This window comes from Inquilinus sp. Marseille-Q2685, assembly GCF_916619195.1.
Taxonomy (GTDB): Bacteria; Pseudomonadota; Alphaproteobacteria; order DSM-16000; family Inquilinaceae; genus Inquilinus.
In genome coordinates, this window is sequence record NZ_CAKAKL010000001.1 from 59,588 (window position 1) to 84,562 (window position 24,975).

Annotated in this window: 19 protein-coding genes; 8 read left to right on the forward strand and 11 right to left on the reverse strand. The window is 70.1% G+C overall.

Annotated elements, in window-relative coordinates; all coding sequences use genetic code 11:
- Positions 1–48: 48 nt before the first annotated feature.
- From LG391_RS00280 to LG391_RS00325, 10 genes are all read right to left on the reverse strand, one after another.
- Entirely contained in the window at positions 49–468 is a 420-nt protein-coding gene (locus tag LG391_RS00280) for a YbaN family protein (RefSeq protein WP_225764304.1), read from the reverse strand.
- Positions 455–2,203, reverse strand: coding sequence for a thiol reductant ABC exporter subunit CydC (gene cydC, locus LG391_RS00285; RefSeq protein ID WP_225764317.1), 1,749 nt, complete (start codon positions 2,201–2,203; stop codon positions 455–457). The genes LG391_RS00280 and cydC overlap by 14 nt, the downstream gene beginning before the upstream one ends.
- Positions 2,203–3,930 (reverse strand): thiol reductant ABC exporter subunit CydD, encoded by a 1,728-nt coding sequence (gene cydD / locus LG391_RS00290; RefSeq protein ID WP_225764338.1) that lies wholly within the window; start codon positions 3,928–3,930, stop codon positions 2,203–2,205. Before cydD ends, cydC begins: the two co-directional genes overlap by 1 nt.
- Positions 3,931–4,133: 203 nt before the next feature.
- Positions 4,134–6,785: an aminopeptidase N gene (gene pepN, locus LG391_RS00295; RefSeq protein ID WP_225764340.1), complete on the reverse strand. Its 2,652-nt coding sequence runs from the start codon at positions 6,783–6,785 to the stop codon at positions 4,134–4,136.
- Positions 6,786–6,859: 74 nt separating this feature from the next.
- Complete coding sequence (locus LG391_RS00300) at positions 6,860–9,772, reverse strand: phosphoenolpyruvate carboxylase (RefSeq protein ID WP_225764342.1); 2,913 nt, start codon at positions 9,770–9,772, stop codon at positions 6,860–6,862.
- Between the two features lie 487 nt (positions 9,773–10,259).
- Complete coding sequence (locus tag LG391_RS00305; RefSeq protein WP_225764351.1) at positions 10,260–10,658, reverse strand: hypothetical protein; 399 nt, start codon at positions 10,656–10,658, stop codon at positions 10,260–10,262.
- A 262-nt stretch (positions 10,659–10,920) separates the two neighbouring features.
- On the reverse strand, positions 10,921–12,915 hold the full coding sequence (locus LG391_RS00310; protein WP_225764353.1) for a PhoX family phosphatase: 1,995 nt from the start codon (positions 12,913–12,915) through the stop codon (positions 10,921–10,923).
- A gap of 162 nt (positions 12,916–13,077) precedes the next feature.
- On the reverse strand, positions 13,078–13,473 hold the full coding sequence (locus tag LG391_RS00315; protein WP_225764355.1) for a hypothetical protein: 396 nt from the start codon (positions 13,471–13,473) through the stop codon (positions 13,078–13,080).
- Between the two features lie 4 nt (positions 13,474–13,477).
- A complete protein-coding gene (locus tag LG391_RS00320; protein ID WP_225764357.1) occupies positions 13,478–14,452 on the reverse strand; it encodes a threonine/serine dehydratase in 975 nt (324 codons plus the stop codon).
- Positions 14,453–14,665: 213 nt separating this feature from the next.
- The gene (locus LG391_RS00325; protein WP_225764359.1) at positions 14,666–16,615 is read right to left on the reverse strand and encodes a transglycosylase SLT domain-containing protein; all 1,950 of its coding nucleotides are present in this window, start codon (positions 16,613–16,615) and stop codon (positions 14,666–14,668) included.
- A gap of 51 nt (positions 16,616–16,666) precedes the next feature.
- On the opposite strand from LG391_RS00325, the gene dapA reads away from it, so the two are divergent.
- Together dapA and smpB are read left to right on the forward strand one after the other, a co-directional pair.
- Complete coding sequence (dapA, locus tag LG391_RS00330; RefSeq protein WP_225764392.1) at positions 16,667–17,542, forward strand: 4-hydroxy-tetrahydrodipicolinate synthase; 876 nt, start codon at positions 16,667–16,669, stop codon at positions 17,540–17,542.
- Between the two features lie 19 nt (positions 17,543–17,561).
- Complete coding sequence (gene smpB, locus LG391_RS00335; RefSeq protein WP_225764394.1) at positions 17,562–18,032, forward strand: SsrA-binding protein SmpB; 471 nt, start codon at positions 17,562–17,564, stop codon at positions 18,030–18,032.
- Positions 18,033–18,080: 48 nt separating this feature from the next.
- Here the strand turns inward: smpB and LG391_RS00340 are convergent, their stop codons facing one another.
- Positions 18,081–18,707: an NYN domain-containing protein gene (locus LG391_RS00340; protein WP_225764404.1), complete on the reverse strand. Its 627-nt coding sequence runs from the start codon at positions 18,705–18,707 to the stop codon at positions 18,081–18,083.
- 213 nt (positions 18,708–18,920) lie between these two features.
- Between LG391_RS00340 and rpoZ the strand changes: the two genes are divergently transcribed.
- From rpoZ to recO, 6 genes are all read left to right on the forward strand, one after another.
- Positions 18,921–19,367 (forward strand): DNA-directed RNA polymerase subunit omega, encoded by a 447-nt coding sequence (gene rpoZ, locus LG391_RS00345; RefSeq protein WP_225764413.1) that lies wholly within the window; start codon positions 18,921–18,923, stop codon positions 19,365–19,367.
- A 192-nt stretch (positions 19,368–19,559) separates the two neighbouring features.
- Positions 19,560–21,725, forward strand: a complete 2,166-nt coding sequence (locus tag LG391_RS00350) for a bifunctional (p)ppGpp synthetase/guanosine-3',5'-bis(diphosphate) 3'-pyrophosphohydrolase (protein ID WP_225767616.1) — start codon at positions 19,560–19,562, stop codon at positions 21,723–21,725.
- 87 nt (positions 21,726–21,812) lie between these two features.
- The gene (gene lepB / locus LG391_RS00355; RefSeq protein ID WP_225764422.1) at positions 21,813–22,580 is read left to right on the forward strand and encodes a signal peptidase I; all 768 of its coding nucleotides are present in this window, start codon (positions 21,813–21,815) and stop codon (positions 22,578–22,580) included.
- On the forward strand, positions 22,532–23,275 hold the full coding sequence (gene rnc, locus LG391_RS00360; RefSeq protein ID WP_225764424.1) for a ribonuclease III: 744 nt from the start codon (positions 22,532–22,534) through the stop codon (positions 23,273–23,275). The genes lepB and rnc overlap by 49 nt, the downstream gene beginning before the upstream one ends.
- Positions 23,272–24,177, forward strand: a complete 906-nt coding sequence (gene era, locus LG391_RS00365) for a GTPase Era (protein WP_225764435.1) — start codon at positions 23,272–23,274, stop codon at positions 24,175–24,177. The genes rnc and era overlap by 4 nt, the downstream gene beginning before the upstream one ends.
- Positions 24,178–24,240: 63 nt before the next feature.
- Positions 24,241–24,975: a DNA repair protein RecO gene (gene recO / locus LG391_RS00370; protein ID WP_225764437.1), complete on the forward strand. Its 735-nt coding sequence runs from the start codon at positions 24,241–24,243 to the stop codon at positions 24,973–24,975.

Consider the following 24,975-nt stretch of genomic DNA (forward strand, 5'->3'; position numbering starts at 1 on the left):
GGGGCGGTTCGGAAATGACAAGCATGTCATGGCCGGCCCATCCTCCGGTTAGATTTTGTTGTCGGGCGCAGCGTTCGGCCGGGTCAGGATATAGAGGATCAGGATCGCGAAGAACGCGGCGACGATCCCGATCACCACCCGCGAATGCACCGCGACCACCACCAGCGCCAGGCTGGCGCCGAGGCTGGCCACCGCCAGCAGCTTGGCCCAGGCCGGGATGGCGCCGTGCCGTTCCCAGGCCTGCAGCGTCGGGCCGAAGCGGGGATGGGTCAGCAGCCAGTTGTGCAGCCGCGGCGAGGAGCGGGCGAAGGCCCACAGCGCCAGGATCATGAAGATCGTGGTCGGCCACAGCGGCACGAACAGCCCGATGACGCCGGCGACGACGCAGAGCGTGCCGAACAGCTGCAGCACCAGCCGCAGCGTAGTCGGGCCCAGGACCCCGATCCGTCTCAGGTCAAACCGCGGCATGGCGTTTCGCCCGCCCCGGCAGGGCGGCGTCGAGGATCTCCGCCGGCACGCCCTGCACCGCGATCCGGCCCTCGGACATCAGCACGGCGCTGTCGGCGAGGCGCAGCAGCGCCGGGCGGTGGGTGATCACCAGCGTGGTGCGGCCGGCAGTCAGCCGTTCCAGCGCCTCGATCACCTGCGCCTCGGTCTCGCCGTCCAATCCCTCGGTCGGCTCGTCCAGCACCAGGATCGGCGCGTCCTTCAGGATGCAGCGGGCCAGCGCGATGCGCCGCGCCTGGCCGCCGGAGACCTGGACCCCGGCCTCGCCGACCCAGGTGTCGAGGCCGCGCGGCAGGGCGGTGACCCAGGCAGAAAGGCCGGCAGCCTCAACAGCGGCGGCCAGCCGGTCGGGGCAGGCCTCCGGATCGCCGATCAGCAGGTTGTCGCGGATCGTCCCGGCGAAGATCTGGCTGCGCTGCGACAGATAGGCGACGCGGCGCCAGATCTCGGCCTGCGGCAGCCGGCGGATGTCGACGCCGCCCAAGGTGACGGTGCCCGCGTCCGTATCGCGGAAGCGCAGGATCAGGGCGGTCAGCGTGCTCTTGCCGCTGCCGCTCGGGCCGACCAGCGCGATCCGCTGGCCCTCCGGCAGCTCCAGGTCGATGTCCTGTACCGCCGGCCGGTCGCCCGGCCGGTAGCGGTAGGACACGCCGGACAGGACGAGGGAGTTCCCGGCCGGCGCCGGGGCGGGCGCCTCCGGGTCGCGCACCAGCGGCGCCAGCCTGGCGAAGTCGAGCAGCCGGCGGGCGGCGGCGCGGGTGCGGCCGAGATTCTGGAAGGCCAGGGGCAGCGGCACCAGCGCATCGAACAGCGCCAGCGCCCCCAGCATCACCAGCGCCACCGCCGGCCCCGGCAGCATCCCGGCGGCGACGCCGGCCACGCCCAGCGCCAGGATCGCCAGCGCCGCCAGCTGCCCGGCCAGGCCGGACAGGGCGGTGGAGACGCCGGACAGCCGCGCCATGCGCCGCTGCGCCGCCATCAGCTCCTCGTTCTCGGCCAGCACCGCCTCGGCGTGGCGGCTATCGGCCTGGTAGACCTTCAGCTCGGCCAGGCCCTGCACGCCCTCGACGATGCGGGTGCGCAGCCGCGCCGTGGCCAGCGCGATTGCCTTGCCGGCCGGGGCACCGATCCGCTGCATCGCCCAGGGCAAAGCGATGCCGACCAGCAGCGCCAGCGCCACCACGATCGCCGCCGCGGCCGGATCCAGCCACAGCAGCACGCCGCCGACCAGCAGCACCGCCAGCACGGCGACGACAGCGGGCACGATCACGCGGAGGTAGACGGCGTCGAGGGAATCGACGTCGGCAGTCATGCGGTTCAGCAGGTCGCCGCCGCGCTGCTCCTCCAGCCGCGCCGGGGCCAGCGGGATGGCGGCGCGGAACAGCCAGACCCGCAGTCCGGCCAGGAAGCGGAAGGTGGCGTCATGCGTCACCAGCCGCTCGGCATAGCGCGACCCGGTGCGCAGCACGGCCAGGCCGCGGATGCCGGCCGAGGGGCTGGCGAAGTTGAAGGCGACGGCGGACGCGGCCGCCGCGCCGGCGACGGCCGAGGCGGCGATGAACCAGCCGGACAGCACCAGCAGCCCCAGCCCCGACAGGGCGGTGACCACGGCCAGCAGCAGCCCGAACGCCATCTTCCGCCGCTGCGGCCGCGCCAGGCGAAGGATGGCGAGGAGGGGGCGGTCGCGACGGTCCATCACGCGGCCTCCGCCTGCACCCGGCCTTGATCGAGCAGGATCCGGCGGTCGGCGATCGCCATGGCCGCCGGGCTGTGCGTCGCCACCACCACGGTGCGGCCGCGGGCCAGGCGGCGGATCGACTCCAGGATCTCGGCCTCGGTGTCGCGGTCCAGCGACGCGGTCGGCTCGTCCAGCAGCACCAGCGGCGCGTCCTTCAGGAAGGCGCGGGCCAGGGCCACGCGCTGGGCCTGGCCGCCGGACAGGCCGACGCCGCGCTCGCCGACCGGCGTGTCCAGGCCCTGCGGCAGCGCCGCCGCGAACTCCGTCACCCGCGCCTCGGCCGCGGCGCGCTCGACCGCCGCGTCGTCGGCATCGGGCCGGCCCAGCCGGATGTTGTCGCGCAGCGTGCCGTGGAACAGCACCGGCGCCTGGCCGATCCAGGCGATGCGGCGGCGCAGCTCCTCCGGGTCGATCTCGGTCAGGTCGACGCCGTTGACCAGCACCCGACCGGCGTCCGGCCGGCGGAAGCCCAGCAGCAGCGACAGCAGCGTCGACTTGCCGGCGCCGCTCATCCCGACCAGGGCGATGTGGTCGCCCGGTGCGATCCGCAGGCTCACCCCGCGCACGGCGCTGCGGGTGCCGCCGTCGAAGGCGACCGAGACGGTCTCGAACACGATGTCGAGCTCGCCCTCCGGCATCGGGCGGCCGCCGGCGGGGGCCTCGGCCGGCCCGTCCAGCACCTCGGCCAGGCCCTCGGCGGCACCGATCGCGGCCACCCGGTCGTGGTAATAGGCGGCCAGCATCCGCAGCGGCTGGAAGAAGTCGGGCGCCATCAGCAGCACGAACAGGCCACTGAACAGCGTCAGCCTGGGCGCCGTGCCCCAGCCGATGAAGCCGAGCAGGCCGAGCCCGACATAGGTGGCGACGACGGCGACCGCGACCGAGGCGAAGAACTCCAGGCTGGCCGATGACAGGAAGGCGATGCGCAGCACCCGCATGGTGCGGTCGCGGAAGGCGTCGGCGGCCAGGGCGATGCCCTCGACCTCCGCCTCGGCCCGGCCGAACAGCCGCAGCGTCGCGAGGCCCTGCAGCCGGTCGAGGAAATAGGCGCTCATCCGCGCCAGGGTGCGGAACTGCTTGCGGCTCTCGTCGGCCGCCTTCATCCCGATCAGCGCCATCATCAGCGGCACGAACGGCCCGGCGACGGTCAGGATCACGCCGGACACCCAGTCGACCGGGTAGACCGCGGCCAGGATCAGCAGCGGCAGGATCGACGCCACCCGGCTCTGCGGCAGGAAGCGGGCGTAGTAGCCGTCCAGCGCCTCGATCCGCTCGATCAGCGTGACCGCCAGGTCGCCGGTCTGCCGCTCCGCCCGCCAGGCGGGGCCCAGGGCGTGGACGCGGTCCAGGATCTGCCGCCGCAGCCGGGTCTTCACCTGCGTCGCCGCCACCGCGCCCAGCGCCTCCCAGGCGCAGGCGGCGCCGGCGCGCAGCAGCGCCGCGATCAACAGGCCGGCGAAGAGCGGCCAGAGGTCGGACAGCCCGGCGCCTTCCATCACCGCGCGCTGCAGGATCCAGGCGATCAGCCCGGCCTGGGCGACGCCGCACAGGCCCTGGGCGATCCCGGCCGCCGCAGTCAGGCCGATCGGCCGGCGCGCCAGCCCGGCCTGCCGCTTCAGCCAGCGGCCGGCGGCGCGGTCGTCGATCTGGCCGGACGAGGGCGATCGGGGCGGGGTGGGGGCCAAGGGATCGGTGCTCCAGTGACTGCAGGCGAGGTAGGGCGCCGGCCCGGTCCGGTCAACGGCACGAAATGAAGCAGCTGTTTCGCACCGGGCCGGCGGAACGGCCCTCAGACCATAGCGTCATCCCGATCGTCCTCCCCCTGTTCCTTGGTTTGATGGTCCCGGACATAGGTAGGGTTCGCCCTCGCGAACCCTGCCCAGGACACTCACGCCCGGCTTTTCGCCGCGATCTCGTAGACGTCGCGCGACAGGTCGGGCGCGGCGAGGATCCGGTCCAGCTCGGCCTTCATCGCCGCCTGCCGGCCGGGCTCGTGGCGCTGCCAGCGGCCCAGCGGCACCAGGATGCGGGCCGCCAGCTGCGGGTTCGGCCCGTTCAGCGCCAGCACCTGGTCGGCCAGGAAGGCGTAGCCGGAGCCGTCCGCGGCATGGAAATGCAGCGGGTTGCTCATGGCCAGGCTGGAGATCAGCGCCCGCGCCCGGTTCGGGTTGCGCAGGGTGAAGGCCGGGTGCCGGGTCAGCGCCTTGATCGCGTCGAGCGTGCCGGGCAAGGCGGAGGTCGCCTGCAGCGCGAACCACTTGTCGACCACCAGCGGCTCGTCCTGCCACTTCGCGTAGAACGCCTCCAGCGCCCGGGTCCGCTCCGGGATGTCGCGGTCGCGCAGCACGGTCAGCGCCGCCAGCACGTCGGTCATGGTGCTGCCGGTCCGCGCCTGGGCCAGGACCAGCCCGGTCGCCTCGGCGTCGCTCTCGAGCAGGCCGAGATAGCCGAGGCAGGCGTTCTTCAGCGCCCGCCGGCCGACGGCGGCGGCGGAGACGTCGAACGGCCCCTGGTCGTCATTGCCCTTGTACACAGCCAGCAGCCGGTCGCGCAGCGCCGTGGCGATCGCCAGCCGCGCCGCCTCGCGCACCGCATGGATGCCCTCGACGTCGATCACCGCCATCTGGTCGGCGAGGAAGGATTCGCTCGGCAGCGCCATCGCCTCTGCGACGAAGGCGGCGTCGAGCGCCGGGTCGTCCAGCAGCCGGCCGGCGGCGGCGACGAAATCCGCGTCCAGCCGCCAGTCGCGCCCAGCCTTGCGGGCGGCGACGCCCTCCAGCAGCAGCTGGACCGCCAGCTGCTGGCCGGCCTCCCAGCGGTTGAACGGGTCGCTGTCATGGGCGAACAGGAAGGCCAGCCGCTCGCGCGGCTGCGGCGCCAGCTTGACCGGGGCGGAGAAGCCGCGGAACAGCGACGGCACCGGCCGCTCGGACAGGCCCTCGAAGGCGAAGGTCTGTCGTGCCTCGGTCAGCGACAGCACCCGGGTGCCGGGCTTCGCCTCGGCCTCGCCGGCGAGGCGCACCGGCAGGTCGCGGCCCTGGGCGTCGAGCAGCCCGAGCGCGACCGGGATGTGCAGCGGCTGCTTGTCCGGCTGGCCCGGCGTCGGCGCGGTCGACTGGCTGAGGGTCAGGCTGTAGCGGCCGGCGGCCTGGTCCCATTCCTCCTCGACCGCGATCTCCGGCGTGCCGGCCTGGGAGTACCAGCGGCGGAACAATTTCAGGTCGACGCCGCTCGCATCCTCCATCGCCGCGACGAAGTTCTCGCAGGTCGCGGCCTGGCCGTCATGGCGCTCGACATACAGGTCGATGCCCTTCCGGTAGCGCTCCGGCCCGAGCAGGGTGTGGATCATGCGGATGACCTCCGCCCCCTTCTCGTACACCGTCGGCGTGTAGAAGTTGTTGATCTCGATATAGCTCTCGGGCCGGATCGGATGGGCGATCGGGCCGGCATCCTCCGGGAACTGGATGGCGCGCAGGCGGCGGACGTCGGCGATGCGCTGCACCGGCCGGCTGTTCAGGTCGGCCGAGAACTCCTGGTCGCGGAAGACGGTCAGCCCTTCCTTCAGCGACAGCTGGAACCAGTCGCGGCAGGTGATGCGGTTGCCGGTCCAGTTGTGGAAATACTCATGCGCCACCACGGATTCGACGCGCTGGAAGTCGCCGTCCGTCGCGGTCTCGCGGCTGGCCAGGACCAGGGCCGTGTTGAAGATGTTCAGGCCCTTGTTCTCCATCGCCCCCATGTTGAAGTCGGAGACGGCGACGATCATGAACAGGTCGAGGTCGTATTCGAAGCCGTAGACCCGCTCGTCCCAGGCCATCGACGCCTTCAGCGACTGCATGGCGTGGCCGACCTTGGTCTCGTCGCCCCGGCGGGTGAAGATCTTGAGGGCGACTTGGCGGCCGGACCGGGTGGTGAAGCTGTCCTCGACCGCCACCAGGTCGCCGGCCACCAGCGCGAACAGATAGGACGGCTTGGGGAAGGGATCCTCCCACTTCGCCCAGTGCCGGCCGCCTTCGGCCTCGCCGGCGCCGACCGGGTTGCCGTTCGACAGCAGCACCGGGACCTTGGCCTTGTCGGCGACGATGGTGGTGGTGTAGCGGGCCAGCACGTCCGGCCGGTCGAGATAGTAGGTGATGTGGCGGAAGCCCTCGGCCTCGCACTGGGTGCAGAAGTTGCCGCCGGAGGTATAGAGCCCCTGCAGCGAGGTGTTCTTCTGCGGCTCGATCTCGGTGGTGATCTCGAGGGTGAAGGACTGGGGCAGGCCGGGCAGGGTCAGGTGCTCGGCATCGACCGAATAGCGGTTGTCGCCCAGCGCCTCGCCGTCGAGGGCGATCGCGGTCAGCGTCAGGCCCTGACCGTCCAGCACCAGCGGCGCCGCGGGGTCGGGGGTCGCCGGGTTGCGCCGCATGGTCAGGCGCGACCGCACCGTCGCCCCGTCCTCGCGCAGGTCGAAATGCAGGTCGACCGCGTCGATCAGGAAGTCGGGCAGGCGGTAGTCGGCGAGGCGGACGGTGCGCGGGGCGCTGGTGGAATCGGTCATCGGATCTCGGCCGCTGGAGGATCTGTTGTCTCCTGTCTAGACCAGCGCGGCCGGCGGGGCAAAGCCCCGGGTCGTTATCCGAAGAACCCCGTGCGGTGCACCACCGCGGCCGAGACCCGGCGCACCAGGCCGTAGAGCTGGCGCATCGGGCGGAAGATCCGCTCGTTCTCGAACTGGTAGTTCTGGCTCTCGTCCGAGCGGTAGGTCGCGGCCTCGCCGAAATCGGCCACCGCGATGGTGTCCTCGGTCAGCGGGAAGATCTCCTCCAGCGACTGCACCGCCGACAGCACGTCGAGATGCAGGATGCGGGCGATCACCTGTTTCAGCGTCAGGTTGTGCCGGCTGGAGAATTCCGGGATCCGCATCGCCAGCAGGAAGATCTCCTGGATCAGCGCCAGGCGCACCGCGTGCAGCACGGCCAGCGCGTCGCGGCTGGCGGCGTCGACATGCGGCGCCTCGCCGGCCATGCTCTCCAGCCCCTCGCGCAGCAGGATGAAATCTTTGTGCAGGGCGCGGAACACCCGGCTCTGCCGCTCCCACACCGGCATCGGCTCGAGATGGCCGGACAGCGCCACCATCCGGTCCGCCTGCTCGCGGTCGGCGGTGGCGGCGGCGCGGGTGATCCAGGCGCCGGGGTCGAGCGCGTCGATATAGGACTTCATCGCCGCCGGGTTGCTGGCCGAGGCCCCGTAAGTGATGATCCCGAGCAACTGCCGGAACCGCGGCGAGGCGGCGTGGAGCTCGCGGAACCGCTCCGGGTCCTTGGCGATGGCGGCGCCGGCGCCGCCGACGCTGTTGGCCATCAGGCCGAGCTGCATCAGGATCGCGTTGTGCGGGATCGCCCGCAGCTGCGACGGCATCGCGTGGTCCAGCTCGCTCGGGTCCTCGTGCTGCCGCTTGGTGGCGCGGCTGCCGGAGGGAAACAGCAGGTTCGGGCCCAGCGCCTGCAGCAGCACGCCGTAGTCGCGGCTCTGCATCAGCCGGACCTGGAACTCCTTCACCGTGGTGAAGAACTCGCGGATATAGGCGGCCTCGTCGTAGAACGGGTCGTCCGCCAGCTTGCCATCCCGGGCCCCGTCGACCTCGGCCAGGATGTGCTCGAGGATGCGGGTGACCACGGCATACGCCATGTCGGGATGGGCGAAGTACAGGTACCCGTCGCCACCCTGGAAGCTGACCTCCTGCTTGAAGCCGACGCCCTGGCCGGCCATGAAGGCCCGGGTCGCCGGCGGGTCGACATAGGACAGCCGGTCGGCGATGCCGCCCGGATGGCAGCCGCGGCCGATCGACTCGCCATGGGTGTCGAAGATCAGGAGCTGCACGTCCGGCAGCCCGGCCTTGGCCATCACCCGGATCAGCCGGAGGCGCAGCCGCTCGATCGAGGCGCCGGCCGGGGTCTGGCCGAGATAGCGCCCGGCGTCGGAATATCCCGTCTGGACGCAGACCCGGCCACGCCGCTGCACATAGGCGCGGTAGTGCGGGTTCTCCAGCAGCTGCTCGATGATCCGGCTGCCGTTCTCCAGCGCCTTCTCGGTCTCGAACAGCGGCGAGATGTCGACCATCCCGTCCACCCCGAACAGCCGGGCGTAGTACAGGGCCGTCAGGCAGGTGAAGGCGCTCTCGCTTTCGGCGATCAGGAAGCGGATCGGCGCCGAGCGGTCGTTGTACTTCAGCATCTGCGCCAGCAGCATGAACAGGCGCTTGACCGAGGTGCGTTCCGCCAGCAGCGAGCCGAAATTCACCGTCACCGGCTCGACCGCGTCGAGCAGCCCGTTCAGCCGGTCGAGATAGGATTGGCGGTAGCGCGGATCGTTCGGGTCGGACACCATGCCGACCGCCTTGCGGATGGCGTTGTGCACCTGGGTGGCGTTGATCCGCACATGGGTGTGGGCGGCGCCCAGGCCGTGCGTCGCCAGCTCGGCCCGCAAGAGGCAGAAGCGGCGCGACAGGTCGGGGTCGTCGGTCCGCTCCAGCGCCCGGTCGACGATCGCGATCAGGCTGGCGGATTCGGTCAGGCGCAGCGCCTGGCCGGCATGGATGCGCTGGCTGATGACGCGGATCTGCTCGCGCCCGGCGGCGGAGCCGGGATCGGCCACGGCGAAGGCGGCGACCTCGTCCCGGATCTGGGCGATGGCCAGCGCCACCCGGCTCTCCAGCAGGTCCAACGTCTCCAGCAGGTCGGCGGCGCCGCGCGGCACCGCGGACCGGATCGCCCGCACCTCGGACAGGTAGTGGTCCAGCTGCGCCGCCTGCACCAGCAGGCGCTTGTGCAGCGTGTCGGTCCAGCGGATGTCCGAACGGCCGTCCAGGTCGTAGCCGACCCAGGAGGCCAGGGTGACCAGCCGCGGCGTCAGGCTGCGCCAGTCCTCGGGATAGGCGTCGCGGGCGACGTCCAGCAGGATGCCCCAGGCCCGGATCAGCGCGGCGCGGGCATTGGCGATGGCGTCGAGCGACAGGGCGTGCTCGCGCGCCAGGCTCAGATCCTCGTCCGGCCGGTGCTCGACCGCGGCGGCGCGGGCCAGCAGGGCAGACTTCGCCTCCTCGGTCAGCGGCGTGCCGTCGGCGTTGCGGCCGACCGCCAGCGCCGCCAGGTCGGCCATCAGCGCGCCGGACAGGTTGAAGGTCGGATGGGCGGTGAAGACGGCGCCGAAAGCCTCGCTCTCGACCCGCCGGCGGAAGGCGGCAAAGGGCACGGCGTTGCCGGCCTCGTCCCGTGCCAGCCGGTGGAACAGCGCGCGCAGCGTCGCGTCATTGGCCTCGGGCACGGTCTCGCCGACATAGCGGCCCAGCCGGGCGGCGCGGTGGCCGAAGCCCTCGATCGTCAGATGGCCGATCAGCGCCTCGATGTCGCGGTAGTCGAGCTTGCCGTCGGCCAGGCGGCGCGACAGCTCCAGCGCCAGGTGCTGGATCGGGTTGGCGAAAGGATCCTCGCGCTGGGACTTCTCGTAGCGTTTCAGCAGCTGCGTCAGCTCGCGGGCGAGGGGCATCGTCCGATCCTCCGGCCGAGGCGTGGCTTGGCGCGTATCCGGCATGGTGCCTCCCCGTGCGGCAGCCGCGATGCTGCAACTGCGTGACGCATCCATGTTGCGCTGCGAAGGGGTTGTCAATCGCTTTGGCGAAGGAAACCGGCCGATCGGCGACAGAAACGAAAGCGGCCCGGCAAGGCGACCGCATCGCTTCTCTCGATAAATCCTTCGGGATCAGTATATTGTGCCCGAATCTTGAAGCAGAAAAAGAAGTGGCCCCGGCGCGGGGGGAAGCGCCGGGGCCGTTCTTCGCCTGGGTCCGGTCCGCTCGGAGGGGAGGGAGCGTCCGGCCCGGCTGACGGCTAATTCGATCCCATCGGAGGATCTTGGCGATGGCTGGGGGGACGAACCATCGCCGGCCGCAGTATGGATTTGGGGGCGAATTCGAAATTGTCAAGCAACCAGAGGCCGGCTTGGGCGCTGCGACGGGCCGTCGCAACGCATGGCTTCAATGCGCGTCCGCATGGCCGCTGGAATGGTTCTGATCGATCAGGTCATAGCCCCGTTTCAGCGCCGCGCCGGCGCCGATGACGCTGATGATGAAGACGCCGAGCCCGACCCGGTACAGCTCGGGCGCGGTCGCCGCGACCAGCCCGACCACGGCCAGAAGGCCCAGCAGGAAGGTCACCGCGAAGCAGGAGTCCGGCTCGCTCGGCAGGAAGGCGCGGCTCGGCCGCTCCTCCCGGGCATCGAAATGCTGCTTGATCAGCAGCATGACGATGCCGATGCAGGCGACGAACAGGGCGATGCCCAGAGCATACAGGTCGTTGGTCTGCGCCCGGGCGGCGCTGACCAGCCCGAGCAGGGCGATGATGGCGGCCGCGGCGGCCGCGTTCAGGCGTCTCATGATCCGTATGGTCCGATCGTCTCGCGAAACCCGCGCCACTATCGATATGGCTTCGCCCGGCCGCAAGACGCAGCGCAGGCCGGCGACAAAAAGACCTTCCCGCGAAGGGAGGTTCCGGCCTCTAAAAGCCTTCGTCGTCATTGCGAGGAGGCGAAGCCGACGAAGCAATCCAGGGGCCACGCCGAACGGCCCTGGATTGCTTCGCTACGCTCGCAATGACGGCTTATAAAATTATCAAGCAGTTACATTCATTTCTTAAACCCTACGCGCCGATCTTCCCGCCGCCCTGCTTGGTGATCACCACCACCGAGGGGCGCGGCGGCATGCCGTCCTGGAAGTCGGGCCAGCGGGTCGACGGGTCGGCGAAGGTGCTGGCGCGACCGAATTCCGGCCACTCCTTGCCGCCTTCGCCCGGATGCTGCACCGCGACGAAGAAGGCGGTCATGTCCGGGGTGATCTTCGGGCCGCACATCTCGGCGCCGACCGGGACGCGGAAGAACAGCTTGCCGGTGCCGCGGGCCTCGCCCTCGGTCTCCAGACCCCAGATGCCGTCGGCGCGGCCGCTGTATTTGTAGTTGTTGCCGTCGGTCGAGATCCACAGCCGGCCGTCGGCATCGATCTCGCAATTATCGGGCGACCCGAACCAGCCGTTCTTGGTGGTCGAGGGATGGAAGGTGGCGCCGACCTCGGCGACGCTGGGGTCGCCGCACTTCACCAGCAGGTCCCAGGTGCCCGTGGTGGCGGCGTGGTCGCCGTCGGCCGGGGTGATCTCGACGATGTGGCCGAACTTGTTCTCCGGCCGTGGGTTGGCGGCGTCGACCTGCTCGGCCTTGCGCCGGTCGTTGTTGGTCAGCATGACGTAGACCTTGCCGTTCACCGGGTTCGGCTGCACGTCCTCCGGCCGGTCCATCTTGGTGGCGCCCAGGAGGTCGGCGGCGCGGCGGGTCTCGATCAGCACGTCGGCCTGGCTCTTGAAGCCGTTGGCCTCGGTCAGCGGGCCCTGGCCGAACACCACCGGCATCCAGGCGACCTTGCCGTCGGCATCGAACTTGGCGACGTACAGCGTGCCTTCGTCCAGCAGGTCCATGTTCGCCGCCCGGTTGTTCGGATCGAACTTGCCGGCGGTGACGAACTTGTACAGGTAGTCGAAGCGCTGGTCGTCGCCGGCGTAGAAGACGACCCGGCCGTCCTTGTTGACGATGCTCTCGGCGCCTTCGTGCTTGAAGCGGCCCAGCGCGGTGCGCTTCTTCGGCACCGAGTTCGGGTCGGTCGGGTCGATCTCGACCACCCAGCCGAAGCGGTTGGCCTCGTTCGGCTCCTTGGTCACGTCGAAGCGGTCATGGTGCAGGCTCCAGGCGTATTCCGCCTCGCCCATGCCGTAGCGCTTGTAGTTGCGGGCCTCCGGATGGTCGTCCTTCAGGTCGCCGCCGAAATAGCCGTTGAAGTTCTCCTCGGCGTGCACCGTGGTGCCCCAGGGGGTGGTGCCGCCGGCGCAGTTGTTGATCGTGCCGATCACCTTGGTGCCGGTCGGGTCGGCCTTGGTCTTGAGGCGGTCGTGGCCGGCCGCCGGGCCGGTCACCAGGAACTCGGTCGACAGCGCGGTGATGCGGCGGTTGTAGGGGCTGTCCGCCACCACCGCCCATTTGCCGTCGGCGCCGCGCTTGACCTCGATCACCGACTGGCCGTGCGCGGCCATCTCGATGTCGACCTGCTCCTTGGTCAGCTTCGACAGCTCGAACTCGCCCTTCTCGTCGGCGAGGCCGGGGAACATCAGGTTGGCGTCGGTGTATTCGTGGTTCACCACCAGCAGGCCGTGGTCGCTCGAATTCGAGCCGAGCGGCAGCGGCACGTAGCCGATGTAGTCGTTGTTGTAGCCGAACTGCTTCTCCTGCGCCGCGGCGGTCTGGTTCTGCACGTCGAAGGCCGGCGCGCCCTTGACCACCGGGTCGCCCCAGCGGATCAGGATGTCGGCGTCATAGCCCTTGGCCACATGGTGCTTGGCGTCGACGCCGGCCTCCAACTCCTCGAAGACATAGCGCGAGGGGGCGGTCGCCTGCGCCGGGCGGCTGGACAGGAACGCCGCCGGCCCTGCCACCGCGCTGATCGCCGAGACCGCCAGGGCGCCGCGCAGCATGTCGCGCCGGCCGAAGCGGGCGTTGATCATGTCGCCCATGGTCGGGTTGTCGGAGGGGTTGCTGCTGCGGTCGTCCTGCTGCTCGTAGCGCTGAACGCGCGACAGGCTGGAATCCTGGTCCATCTTGATCCCCTCTGGGCTGGCTGCCGTGGCGGCGGGCTTTGAATCCGGGGCGGACCTTACCGATCGGTAATGTTGGATTTGTTTCAGATCAATGACGGTTCGATGAACCCCGGCGAGACGGGGCGGGGCAGGGCGAGACGAACCAGAGCCCCGAGCAGCAGATCAGCTTTCTGCCGGCGCCAGCCCCGCTAGGGCGGCGCCGATCGTGCCGCTGTCGTCCGCCAGCGGGCACAGCAGCGCCGGCCGGCCGCCCAGCCGGGCCTCGATCGGCCGGGCTTCGGCGATCATCCGGGCGATCGCCGTCACGGCCTCCGGCCCGCCCAGCGGTGTCCGGTCCAGCGGCTGGTCGCCCGGATTGCCGCCCAGCGCCTCCTTCACCGCGGTGCCGGCCCACAGCACGCGGGGCGTGGGGCCGGACAGGTCGAGCATCAGCAGATGCGGCAGCATCGGCATGATCTCGGCCGGGCTCAACGCATCGCGATGCGGCGGCCGCCCGCCCTCGGCGCGGTCGTCCCACCAGCCCTGCAGCCGGTCGAAGAAGGCGGGGCGGCCGGTCATGGGCTTACAGCGTCGCGAGGGCATCGCGGAAGGTGGCCGCGTCCACATTGCCGCCGGAGCAGACGATGACGACGGTGCGGATGTCGTCCGGGATCCGCCTCTCCAGCGTCGCCGCCAGGCCGACCGCGCCGCCCGGCTCGACCACCAGCTTCAGCGTGTCGAAGGCCACACCCATGGCCCGCAGCACCGCGTCGTCCGGCGCGGTGACGCCGCCCGACAGCGTCTCGCGCGCGATCGAGAAGGTGATCTCGCCCGGGGTGGGGGACTGCAGCGCATCGCAGATCGACCGCGCCGATGGATCGTTCGTCACGCGCTCGCCGGCCGCCAGCGACCGCCGCATGTCGTCCAGCGCCTCCGGCTCGGCCGAATAGATCCGGGTGCCCGGCAGCCGCGCCTTCACCGCCACCGAGATGCCGGAGACCAGGCCGCCGCCGCTGCAGCTGACCAGCACCGCGTCCGGGCGCACGCCCAGCTCGGCGCATTGCTCGGCGATCTCCAGGCCGATCGTGCCCTGGCCGGCGATGATGCCGGGGTCGTCATAGGGCTTCACCAGCGTGGCGCCCGTCTCGGCCCGGATCTTCGCCGCCACCGCCTCGCGGTCCTCGCCGAAGCGGTCATAGGCGACCACGGCGGCGCCATACGCTTCGGTGTTGCGCCGCTTGATCGCCGGGGCGTCCGCCGGCATCACGATCGTCGCCTTGATGCCGAACAGCCTGGCCGCGGCCGCCACGCCTTGGGCGTGGTTGCCACTGGAGAAGGCGACCACGCCGCGGGCCCGGTCGGCCTCCGGGATCATGGCGATCCGGTTGTAGGCGCCGCGGAACTTGAAGGAGCCGGTGCGCTGCAGCGGCTCGGCCTTGACCAGCACCTCGCGTCCGGCCCGGGCGTCGAGCAGCGGCGAGCGCAGCAGCGGCGTGCGCACGGCCTGGCCGCGCAGCCGCCCGGCGGCGGCCTCGATATCGGTGATGGAGACGATCATCGTTCTTTCTCAGTCATATGGGAAAGTTTCTTAATCCTATATGAGACGCTGATGGTCCAACATATTGATCTGTCATGGCGAACCCCGCAGGGGCGTGGCCATCCAGCGGCACCGCCCCCTGGATGGCCGCGGCGCTTCGCGCCTCGCCATGACGAGGGAGCGGGCCAGAGAGCCGGGACGTGACTGGAGTGAACTGGGGGTGACAGGCATTTCTCACCGCAGCAGGTCCGCCTCCAGCGCCCCGGCCTTCGGTGTCTCGCCCAGGCGCAGGCGGTAGGCCTGGGTGTTCTCCAGCACGCGCTGGACGTAGCTGCGCGTCTCCGGCAGCGGGATGGATTCGATCCAGTCCACCACCTGCTCCGGCGATCTCGACGGCGTCGGCGCCCAGCCGTCGACCTTGCCGAAGCCGGCGTTGTAGGCGGCGATCGCCCGCGGCCAGTTGCCGTCGTAGCGCCGGATCAGGTCGGCCAGGTAGCGGCTGCCGAGGCGGAGGTTGTGCACCGGGTCGCCGCTGAGCATGCCGGTGGTGTGGTCGATGCCGAGCGACTGGGCGACATCGCGGGCGGTGCCCGGCCGCAGCTGCATCAGCCCGATCGCCCCGGCGCTGGAGACGGCGGTGCTGTTGAACTCGCTCTCCTGCCGCGCCAGGCCCAGCACCAGGGCCGGCGGCAGGCCGCTCAGATCGTCCGGCAGCGGCACCAGCGGGTAGGCGGCGTCGATCACCGTCAGGCCGTCGCGCGCCGCGGCCTTGGCGGCGCGGACGGCGACGAAGGGGTATTTCATCGATGTCGCCAGCGTCGCGAGCAGCCGGTTCTTCTCCGGCGTGTCGGCGTCGACCATCAGCTTGCGCAGGAACAGGTCGGCCCGGTCGCGTTGCCCGACGGCGTCGAGCAGCCGGGCGGCGCGGGCCAGGTCGCCACCATAGGAGTCCAGCGCCTGAGGGCTCGGCGTCGCCGAGACGGGCAGGGCGGCGATGCTGGGCTGGCCGAGCTTGTCGGCCGCCAGCTGGCCGTAGAAGGTCAGCGGCTGCTTCGCCGCCGTCCGGTACCAGTCCGCCGCCTTCTGCTTGTGCCCGGCCGCCTCGTGCGCCCGGCCGGCCCAGTAGGCGCCGCGGGCCAGGCTGATCGGCATCGAGACGTCGGCGTACAGCTTCTCGAAATGCTCGATCGCGTCGTCCGGCCGGTCGAGGAAGCGCAGCGCCAGCCAGCCGGCGAGGAAGTCCTTCTCGGCCCGGTCCACCGCATCGCTCTGCTCGCGCGCGGTGACCAGCTGATAGGCCTTGCGATAGGACTGCTCGTCGAACAGGCGGCGGGCGATGATGTGCCGCTCCAGCCACCAGGCCTTGGCATGGGCCGAGGTCCTGGGCTGCTGGTCCAGCATCTCGATGGCGCCGGCCTCGTCGTCGTTGCGGCGGCGCCAGCGGGCGCGCTCATACAGGATGCCCTCGTCCTGCAGCAGCTTCGCCGGCAGGGCCCGCACCGCGGCCGAGGCGTCCGGCGTGCGCAGCATCAGCTTCAGCCGGGCATCGGCCACCAGGCGCCGGTCGCCGGCGACGCGGACCAGCATGCGGCGAGCCTCTTCGGTGCGCTCGGCCCACAGCAGGGCATCGAGCCGCGCCCAGTGGTCATCGGCGCTCAGCAGGCTGCCGAAGCGTCCCAGGAACTCGGTTTCCTGCGCTCCGGTCAGGGCGATCCCGCGCCAGGTGTCGCGGGCCCAGATCCGGGCGCGGATCGGGTCGGTCGTCTGCAGCGCCGTGCCGAAATGCAGCGCGCCCTCGGCGGTCAGCGGGGCGAAGGCGTCGAACCAGGCGACCACCGCGTCGGCCGGCAGCCCCTCGGGCATCGTCCGCTCGGCCCGCCGGCGCAGGGCCTGGACGTTCGGCCAGTCCGGGTTGCGGACGACGAAGGCGGCGAGATCCTCGAAGCCGGCGGTGCTGTCCGGGCGCGACAGGTCGGCCCAGGTCGCCAGCCGGCCGACCAGGGTGTTCGCCATCTGGGTCTCGACCGTCCGCACCACGTCCCAGGCGTTACGGTCGACGGCGAAGAACAGCGCCTGCGCCGCCTTGATCTCGGCCGGCGTGGCCGGCTGGGCGAAGGCCGGGGCGGCGGTGCCCAGCGCCAGCGCGGCGGCGCCAGCCAGCGCCGTGCGCTTGCCGGCCCGCACCACAGCGGCTATGACACTGCGTTTACAATTCCAACGCCCACGGAAGCTTCCATGTTCAAGGGATCCATCGTTGCCCTGGTCACGCCTTTCACCGAGAGCGGGGTGGACGAGAAAGCCTTCCAGAGCTTCGTCGACTGGCAGATCCGCGAGGGCACCCAGGGCGTCGTGCCTTGCGGCACCACCGGCGAGTCCCCGACGCTGAGCCACCCCGAGCACGAGCGGGTGGTCGAGCTCTGCGTCGAGGTGGCGAAGGGCCGGGTCCCGGTGATCGCCGGCACCGGCTCGAACTCGACGGAGGAGGCGATCTCCCTGACCCGGCACGCGCAGAAGGCCGGCGCGGACGCCGCGCTGATCGTCACGCCCTACTACAACAAGCCGACGCAGGAAGGTCTCTACCAGCATTACAGGGCCATCCATGACGCGGTCGATCTGCCGATCGTGATCTACAACATCCCGGGCCGCAGCGTGATCGACATGTCGATCGACACCATGGCCCGCCTGGCCGAGCTGCCGCGCATCGTCGGGGTCAAGGACGCGACCGCCGATCTGGTGCGGCCGCTGGCGACGCGGCTTCGGATCGGTCCGGAGTTCTGCCAGCTTTCGGGCGAGGACGCCACTGCCACGGCGTTTTTGGCGCAGGGCGGTCACGGCTGCATCTCGGTCACCGCCAACCTCGCGCCGCGGCTCTGCGCCGAGATGCACAAGGCCTGGGCCGAGGGCGACCTGAAGCGGATGGAGGCGGTGCGCGACCGGCTGATGCCGCTGCACCGGGCGCTGTTCCTGGAGACCAGCCCGGGCCCGGTGAAGTACGGCGCCAAGCTGCTCGGCCTCGGCAGCGACCATGTCCGGCTGCCGCTGGTGCCGCCGGGCGAGGCGACGCGGGCGGCGGTGCGCGAGGCGATGGCCTTCGCCGGCCTGATCAACTGACCGGAGCGACCTCAGGATCATGGCACAGCCGAAGACCCCCGGCCGCGTCGTCGCGCAGAACCGGCGGGCGCGGCACGACTACTTCATCGACGAGAATGTCGAGGCCGGCATCGTCCTGGTCGGGACCGAGGTGAAGGCGCTGCGCGAGGGCCGCGGCAATCTGCAGGACGCCTATGCCGGCGAGATGCAGGGCGAGCTGTACCTGTTCAACGCCCATATCCCGGAATACGGGCCGGCGCAGCGCTTCAACCACGAGCTGAAGCGGCCGCGCAAGCTGCTGGTGCGCAAGCGGGAACGGGACAAGCTGTTGGGAAAGGTGAAGCGGGAGGGCATGACCCTGATCCCGCTGTCGATCTACTTCAATGCCCGCGGCTTCGCCAAGGTCGATCTCGGCCTGGCCCGCGGCAAGAAGGCGCATGACAAGCGCGAGACCATCAAGGCGCGGGACTGGCAGCGCGAAAAGGCGCGCGTCCTGCGCGACCGTGGCTGATCCGCCTATCGGCCGGCCGGCTTCCCCACGAAGCCGGCCTGGGCCGGATCAGGCCGAGCGGGCGTAGGCGCCGGCCTGCTGCGTCGGTTCCTCGGCGGCGTCGTCCTCACCCTCGGCCGGCGGGGCGACCACGGTCCGGTTCGGCGCGTTCATGCGCTGTATGTGCGGTGCCAGCTCCATCAGCTCGACGAAGTTGTCGGCCTGGCGGCGCAACTCGTCCGACACCATCGGCGGGCTCGACTTGATGGTCGAGACCACGGTGACGCGGACGCCCTTGCGCTGGATCGCCTCGACCAGCCGCTTGAAGTCGCCGTCGCCCGAGAACAGCAGGATGTGGTCGGCGCGGTCGGCCATCTCCAGCGCATCGATCGCCAGGTCGATGTCGACATTGCCCTTCACCCGGCGCCGGCCCTGGCTGTCGGTGTACTCGCGCAGCGGCTTGGTCACCATGGTGTAGCCGTTGTAGTCGAGCCAGTCGATCAGCGGCCGGATAGGTGAATATTCCTGATCCTCGATCAGCGTCGTATAATAGAAGGCGCGGATCAGGCGACCCTTCTTGGCGAACAGGTCGAGCAGCCGGCGATAATCGATATCGAAACCAAGCGAACGGGCCGCGCCATAGAGATTGGCACCATCAATGAATATTGCGAGACGTTCTTCCTTATAGAATATCATGTGCGTTCCTTCGCGGCAGGGGACAGGTTGACAGATTGGGTTCGCTACCCACTTTGCAAGGAGCGGTCAACGGTTCGCGACGAGGCTTGCGCATCCGCCGCATCTGCGCTACGTGGTCCGCCCCTTCGGTATAACAAAGATGCGGCCGTTGCGTTGCATCCATCTTGTCACGATTCTATCGTCGTGGCTCTTTTCGTGCAGGAGCGGTAGCCCATGGCTCGCGTCACCGTCGAGGATTGCGTCCTCAAGATCCCCAACCGGTTCGATCTCGTGCTGATGGCCGCCCAGCGCGCCCGCGACATTTCGTCCGGCGCTTCGCTGACCATCGACCGCGACGACGACAAGAACCCGGTGGTGGCGCTGCGCGAGATCGCCGACGAGACGATCCCGCTCGACGGCCTGCGGGAATCCCTGGTCAAGGGCCACCAGAAGCTGGCCGAGATCGACGAGGCCGATGAGGAGATCATCGAGCTGATGGCCGGCGAGGAGGAGTGGCTCAAGGCCGGCGTGGCGCCGCAGAGCCCGGCCGGTGCGGTCGGCTCGGACGAGGAGTCCACCTTCGGCATCGAATCCGCCGACGAGGATGCGGAAGACGAGGCCGAGGACGAAGAGGACGGCCGCGGCGACCTGGAAATCGGCTCCTCCGACGACGACATCTGATCCGAGCGGAGCCGCCCGGCATGGTGTCGGGCCGTCTGCCGGGAGATCGATGATGCGGCTTGGCGAAGGCATGGCTGCCGCGCGCCTGCCGAATTTGATCCACAACGCAACGGATTGTGGTTCAACATATTATCCGGACGGATGTCGGGCCGTCCGTCCGGGAGAATGGCTTATGGATCGGTGGCGCGCGGCATGATCCGCCAATACGAGCTGGTCGAGCGTGTCAAGGCTTACGACCCGTCGGCGGACGAGGATCTGATCAACCGCGCCTACGTCTATTCGATGAAGGCGCACGGGTCGCAGAAGCGCGCCTCCGGCGACCCCTATTTCGTCCATCCGATCGAGGTCGCCGGCATCCTCGCCGGCATGAAGCTCGACACCGGCTCGATCGTCACCGGCCTTCTGCACGACACGGTGGAAGACACCGGCGCGACGCTCAGCGAGCTCGAATCCCTGTTCGGGCGCGAGACGGCGCAGCTGGTCGACGGCGTCACCAAGCTGTCGAAGCTGGAGCTGCAGAGCGACCAGTCCAAGCAGGCGGAGAACTTCCGCAAGCTGGTGCTGGCGATGTCCAAGGACATCCGGGTGCTGCTGGTCAAGCTGGCGGACCGGCTGCACAACATGCGCACCCTCGGCGCCTTCAACAACGAGGAGAAGCGTCGCCGGATCGCCCGCGAGACGCTGGAGATCTACGCCCCGCTGGCCGAGCGCATCGGCATGCACGGCATGCAGGAGGAGCTGGAGGATCTGGCCTTCGCCCAGCTCCACCCCGATGCGCGCGAGAGCATCGTCCGCCGTCTGGCCCAGCTGCGCGAAGAAGGCCAGGACGTCGTCTCCAGGATCATCGCCGAGCTGCAGCGGGTGCTGGAGGAGGGGGGGCTTACGGCCGCCGTCCTCGGCCGAGAGAAGCGCCCGTACTCAATCTGGCGCAAGATGCAGCGCAAGAACATGGCGTTCGAGCAGCTGACCGACATCATGGCGTTCCGGATCGTGGTCGAGACCGAGGGCGAGTGCTACCACGCACTCGGCCTGATCCATGGCCGCTACGCCTCGCTGCCCGGCCGCTTCAAGGACTACATCTCGACGCCGAAGCCGAACGGCTACCGGTCGCTGCACACTGCCGTGATCGGGCCGATGCGGCAGCGCATCGAGGTCCAGATCCGCACCCGCGACATGCAGGAGATCGCGGAGCTCGGCGTCGCCGCGCACTGGGCCTACAAGCAGGGCGAACGGAACCAGGACGGCACCCAGTACCGCTGGCTGCGCGACCTGCTCGACATCGTCGACCAGGCGCAGAAGCCCGAGGAGTTCCTGGAGCACACCAAGCTGGCCCTGTTCCAGGACCAGGTGTTCTGCTTCACCCCGAAGGGCGCGGTGATCGCCCTGCCGCAGGGCGCGACGCCGGTCGACTTCGCCTATGCCGTGCACAGCGAGATCGGCAACACCTGCGTCGGCGCCCGGGTCAACGGCCGGATGGTGACTCTGCGCCACCTGCTGCAGAACGGCGACCAGGTCGAGATCATCACCTCGAAGACCTCAACGCCGTCGCCGGAATGGGAGCGCTTCGTCGCCACCGGCAAGGCGCGGGCCTGCATCCGGCGCTTCATCCGCGCCCAGCAGCACGACGAGCACGCCAAGCTCGGCCGCTCGATGCTGCAGGGCGTGTTCCGGCAGGAGGGCTACGAGTTCTCCGACAAGGCGCTGGAAGGCGTGCTCAAGATCTTCAAGGCCGGCGAGCCCGACGACATCCTGGCCAATGTCGGGGCCGGGGTGCTGGGCGCGCGCGACGTGTTCCACGCCGTGTTCCCGGGCCACCGCGCCCAGGTGCAGCAGGAGAAGGAGCGCTCGGGCAAGGTCGTGCCGCTCACCCGGGCGCGCAAGGCCGCCTCGGGCGGCGGCCCGGGCGCGATCCCGATCCGCGGTCTGATCCCGAACCTCGCGGTCCACTATGCCCGCTGCTGCCACCCGATCCCGGGCGACCGCATCGTCGGCATCGTCACCACCGGCAAGGGCGTGACCATCCACACCATCGACTGCGACACGCTGGAGAGCTTCTACAACGCGCCGGAGCGCTGGCTGGACGTCAGCTGGGACGCCGGCGTCGACGCGGTCGAGGACCATGTCGGCCGGATCCAGGTGACGATCAGCAACGAGCCCGGAAGCCTGGGCACGCTGACCACGGTGATCGGCAAGAACGGCGGCAACATCACCAATCTCAAGATCACCAGCCGCTCGGTCGACTTCTTCGAGATCCTGATCGACATCGACGTCAAGGACGTCAAGCACCTGACCAACATCATCGCGGCCCTGCGGGCCATGCCGGTGATCAGCGCGGTGGACCGTGCCCGCAGCCGCTGACCGCCGTCCCGGCGCGACCGGGCTGCGACCCATGTCGCCCTCACCGGCGATTGATTTCCCTCCGCCGCCGGACCATACAGGGGCGCCATGAGCCAGCACCAGAAGTCGATCGACATGTCGAAGAAGAAGGGCGGATGGGTCGAAACCATCCTGACCGTGGTCTATGCGATCGCGATCGCCTTCGGCATCCGCACGGTCGCCTTCGAGCCGTTCAACATCCCGTCCGGCTCGATGATCCCGACGCTGCTGGTGGGCGACTACCTGTTCGTCTCGAAATTCTCCTACGGCTACAGCAACCAGACGATCGCCTTCGGCCTGCCGCTGTTCGACGGCCGCATCCTCGGCAGCCCGCCGGCCCGCGGCGACGTCGCGGTGTTCCGCCTGCCGAAGGACACCTCGGTCGACTACGTCAAGCGCGTCATCGGCCTGCCGGGCGACCGGGTGAAGATCACCGGCGGGCGGCTCTACATCAACGGCCAGATGGTCGAGCGCCGCGAGATCGAGCCCTTCGTGATGACGCAGTACGGGCAGCGCATCCTCTATCACCAGTACATCGAGACGCTGCCGGGCGCGGATGGCGGCGCGCCGGTCGATCACCGGATCCTCGAGATCGACGACAATCAGCGCTACGACGACACCCCGGAATACGAGGTGCCGCCGGGCCACTATTTCATGATGGGCGACAACCGCGACAACAGCCTGGATAGCCGGGCCGATGTCGGCTACGTACCGGTCGAGAACTTCGTCGGCCGGGCCGAGTTCCTGTGGTTCAGCCTCGACGACGCCAGCTTCTGGCAGGTCTGGAAATGGCCGTTCGCGCTTCGCTTCAGCCGCATGTTCACGGGGATCCACTGAGCGCCGGAACCGAAGACGAGGGCCTCGACGCGTTCGCCCGGCGGCTCGGCCACGCCTTCCGCGAGCCGATGCTGCTGGTCGAGGCGCTGACGCACCCGAGCGTCAGCGGCCAGAAGCGGCGCATCGCCAAGCACGGCTATGAGCGGCTGGAGTTCCTGGGCGACCGGGTACTCGGCCTGGTCATCGCCGAATGGCTGCTGGAGCGCTTCCCGAAGGAGGCCGAGGGCGCCATCGCCAAGCGCCATGTCGCCCTGGTGCGGCGCGAGGCGCTGGTCGACGTGGCCCGGGCGATCGGCCTCGGCCGCCATCTCGTGCTGTCGCCGGGCGAGGAGGTGGTCGGCCGCGAGAACCCGACCATCCTGGCCGATGCCTGCGAGGCGGTGATCGGCGCGCTCTACCGCGACGGCGGGCTCGCCGCAGCGTCCGGCTTCATCCGCCGGGCCTGGGCCGGCTTCATCGACCGCCAGGCGGCGCCGCCCCAGGACCCGAAATCGGCGCTGCAGCAATGGGCGCTCGCCCGCGGCCTGAAGCTGCCGCGCTATGTCGAGGTGTCGCGCGGCGGCAGCGACCACCTGCCGGTCTTCGAGATCCGGGTCGAGATCGAAGGCCAGCCGGCCGCCACCGCCAGCGGCCCGTCGAAACGGGTGGCCGAGCGCGATGCCGCCGCCGCCCTTCTGCAAAGGCTCTCCTCATGACCGAAGTCGCGACGCGCTGCGGATTCGTCGCCCTGATCGGCGCCCCCAACGCCGGCAAGTCGACCCTGCTCAACACCCTGGTCGGCACCAAGGTCGCGATCGTCACGCCGAAGGTGCAGACCACGCGCAGCCGGGTGCTCGGCATCCTCACCGAGGGTGCGACCCAGATCGTGTTCGTCGACACGCCCGGCATCTTCAAGCCGCGGCGGCGGCTCGACCGCGCCATGGTCGCGGCGGCCTGGGGCGGGGCGGCCGAGGCCGACCTGGTGCTGCTGCTGGTCGACGCGTCGCTGAAGGGCGTGCGCGAGGAGACCCGCGGCATCGTCGAGAAGCTGGCGGAGACCAGGCGCCAGGCGATCCTGATCCTGAACAAGACCGACGCCGTGCGGCCGGAGGTGCTGCTGGCCCTGGCGGCCGACCTGAACGCGTCGGGCGTGTTCACCGACACCTTCATGATCTCGGCCCTGACCGGCGACGGCGTCGACGACCTGCGCCGCCACCTCGCCGCGCATCTGCCGGAGGGACCCTGGCTGTTCCCGGAGGACCAGGTCTCCGACATGCCGATGCGGCTTCTTGCCGCCGAGATCACGCGCGAGAAGCTGTTCCTGCGGCTTCAGCAGGAGCTGCCCTACGCGGTCGCGGTGGAGACCGAGAGCTGGGAGGAGCAGAAGGACGGCAGCGTCCGCATCTCCCAGGTGATCTATGTCCAGCGCGAAGGCCAGAAGGCGATCGTGCTCGGCCGCGGCGGCCAGATGATCAAGGCGGTCGGCACCGCCGCCCGGCTGGAGCTGGAGGAGATCACCGAGCAGCGCGTGCATCTCTCGCTCTTCGTCAAGGTGCGCGAGAACTGGCTCGACGACCCCGCCCGCTACTCGGTCTGGGGGCTGGACTACGACGCATAGTCGGAGTCTCGCTTGTTCCCGTTTCGTGCTATACGGTCGGGATGACCTTGGACGGGGCATGATGTGGACTGGCGCGACGACGGCATCGTCCTGACCGTCCGCCCGCATGGCGAGGCGGCGCTGATCACCGGCGTGCTGACGCGCGAGCACGGCCGCCATCTCGGCATCGTCCACGGCCAGCGCCGGCGGGCGCAGCTGCCGCCCGGCACGCTGGTCTCGGCGCAGTGGCGCGGCCGGCTGGCCGACCATCTCGGCACCTGGACGCTCGAGGTCGACCGCACCCCGGCCGCCGCGATCATGGACGAGCCGCTGCGCCTCCTGGCCCTGGTCTCGGCCTGCGCCGTGCTCGACGCCGCCCTGGCCGAGCGGCAGCCGCTGCCGGCCGTCTATGACGGCACGCTGGCCTTCCTCGACACCCTGACCACCCCGCATTGGGACGCCGCCTATGTGCAGTGGGAGATCGGGCTGCTCGGCGTGCTCGGCTTCGGCCTCGACGTCTCGCGCTGCGCGGTCACCGGCAGCAACGACCATCTCGCCTTCATCAGCCCGAAGACGGGCAGGGCGGTCTCGCTTTCCGCCGCCGGGCCGTATCGCGACCGACTGCTGCCGCTGCCCGGCTTCCTGATCGGGCGCGAGCCGGCGGTCCCTGCGGCGGTGGCCCGGGGGCTGGGACTGACCGGCCATTTCGTCGACCGCCACCTCTTCGCCCAGGCCGGCCGTCCCCAGCCCGAGGCGCGGACCCGCTTTGTCGACGCCTATCGCCGAAGCGCGCTTCGGCCTGCGGCGCCATTACGCTAG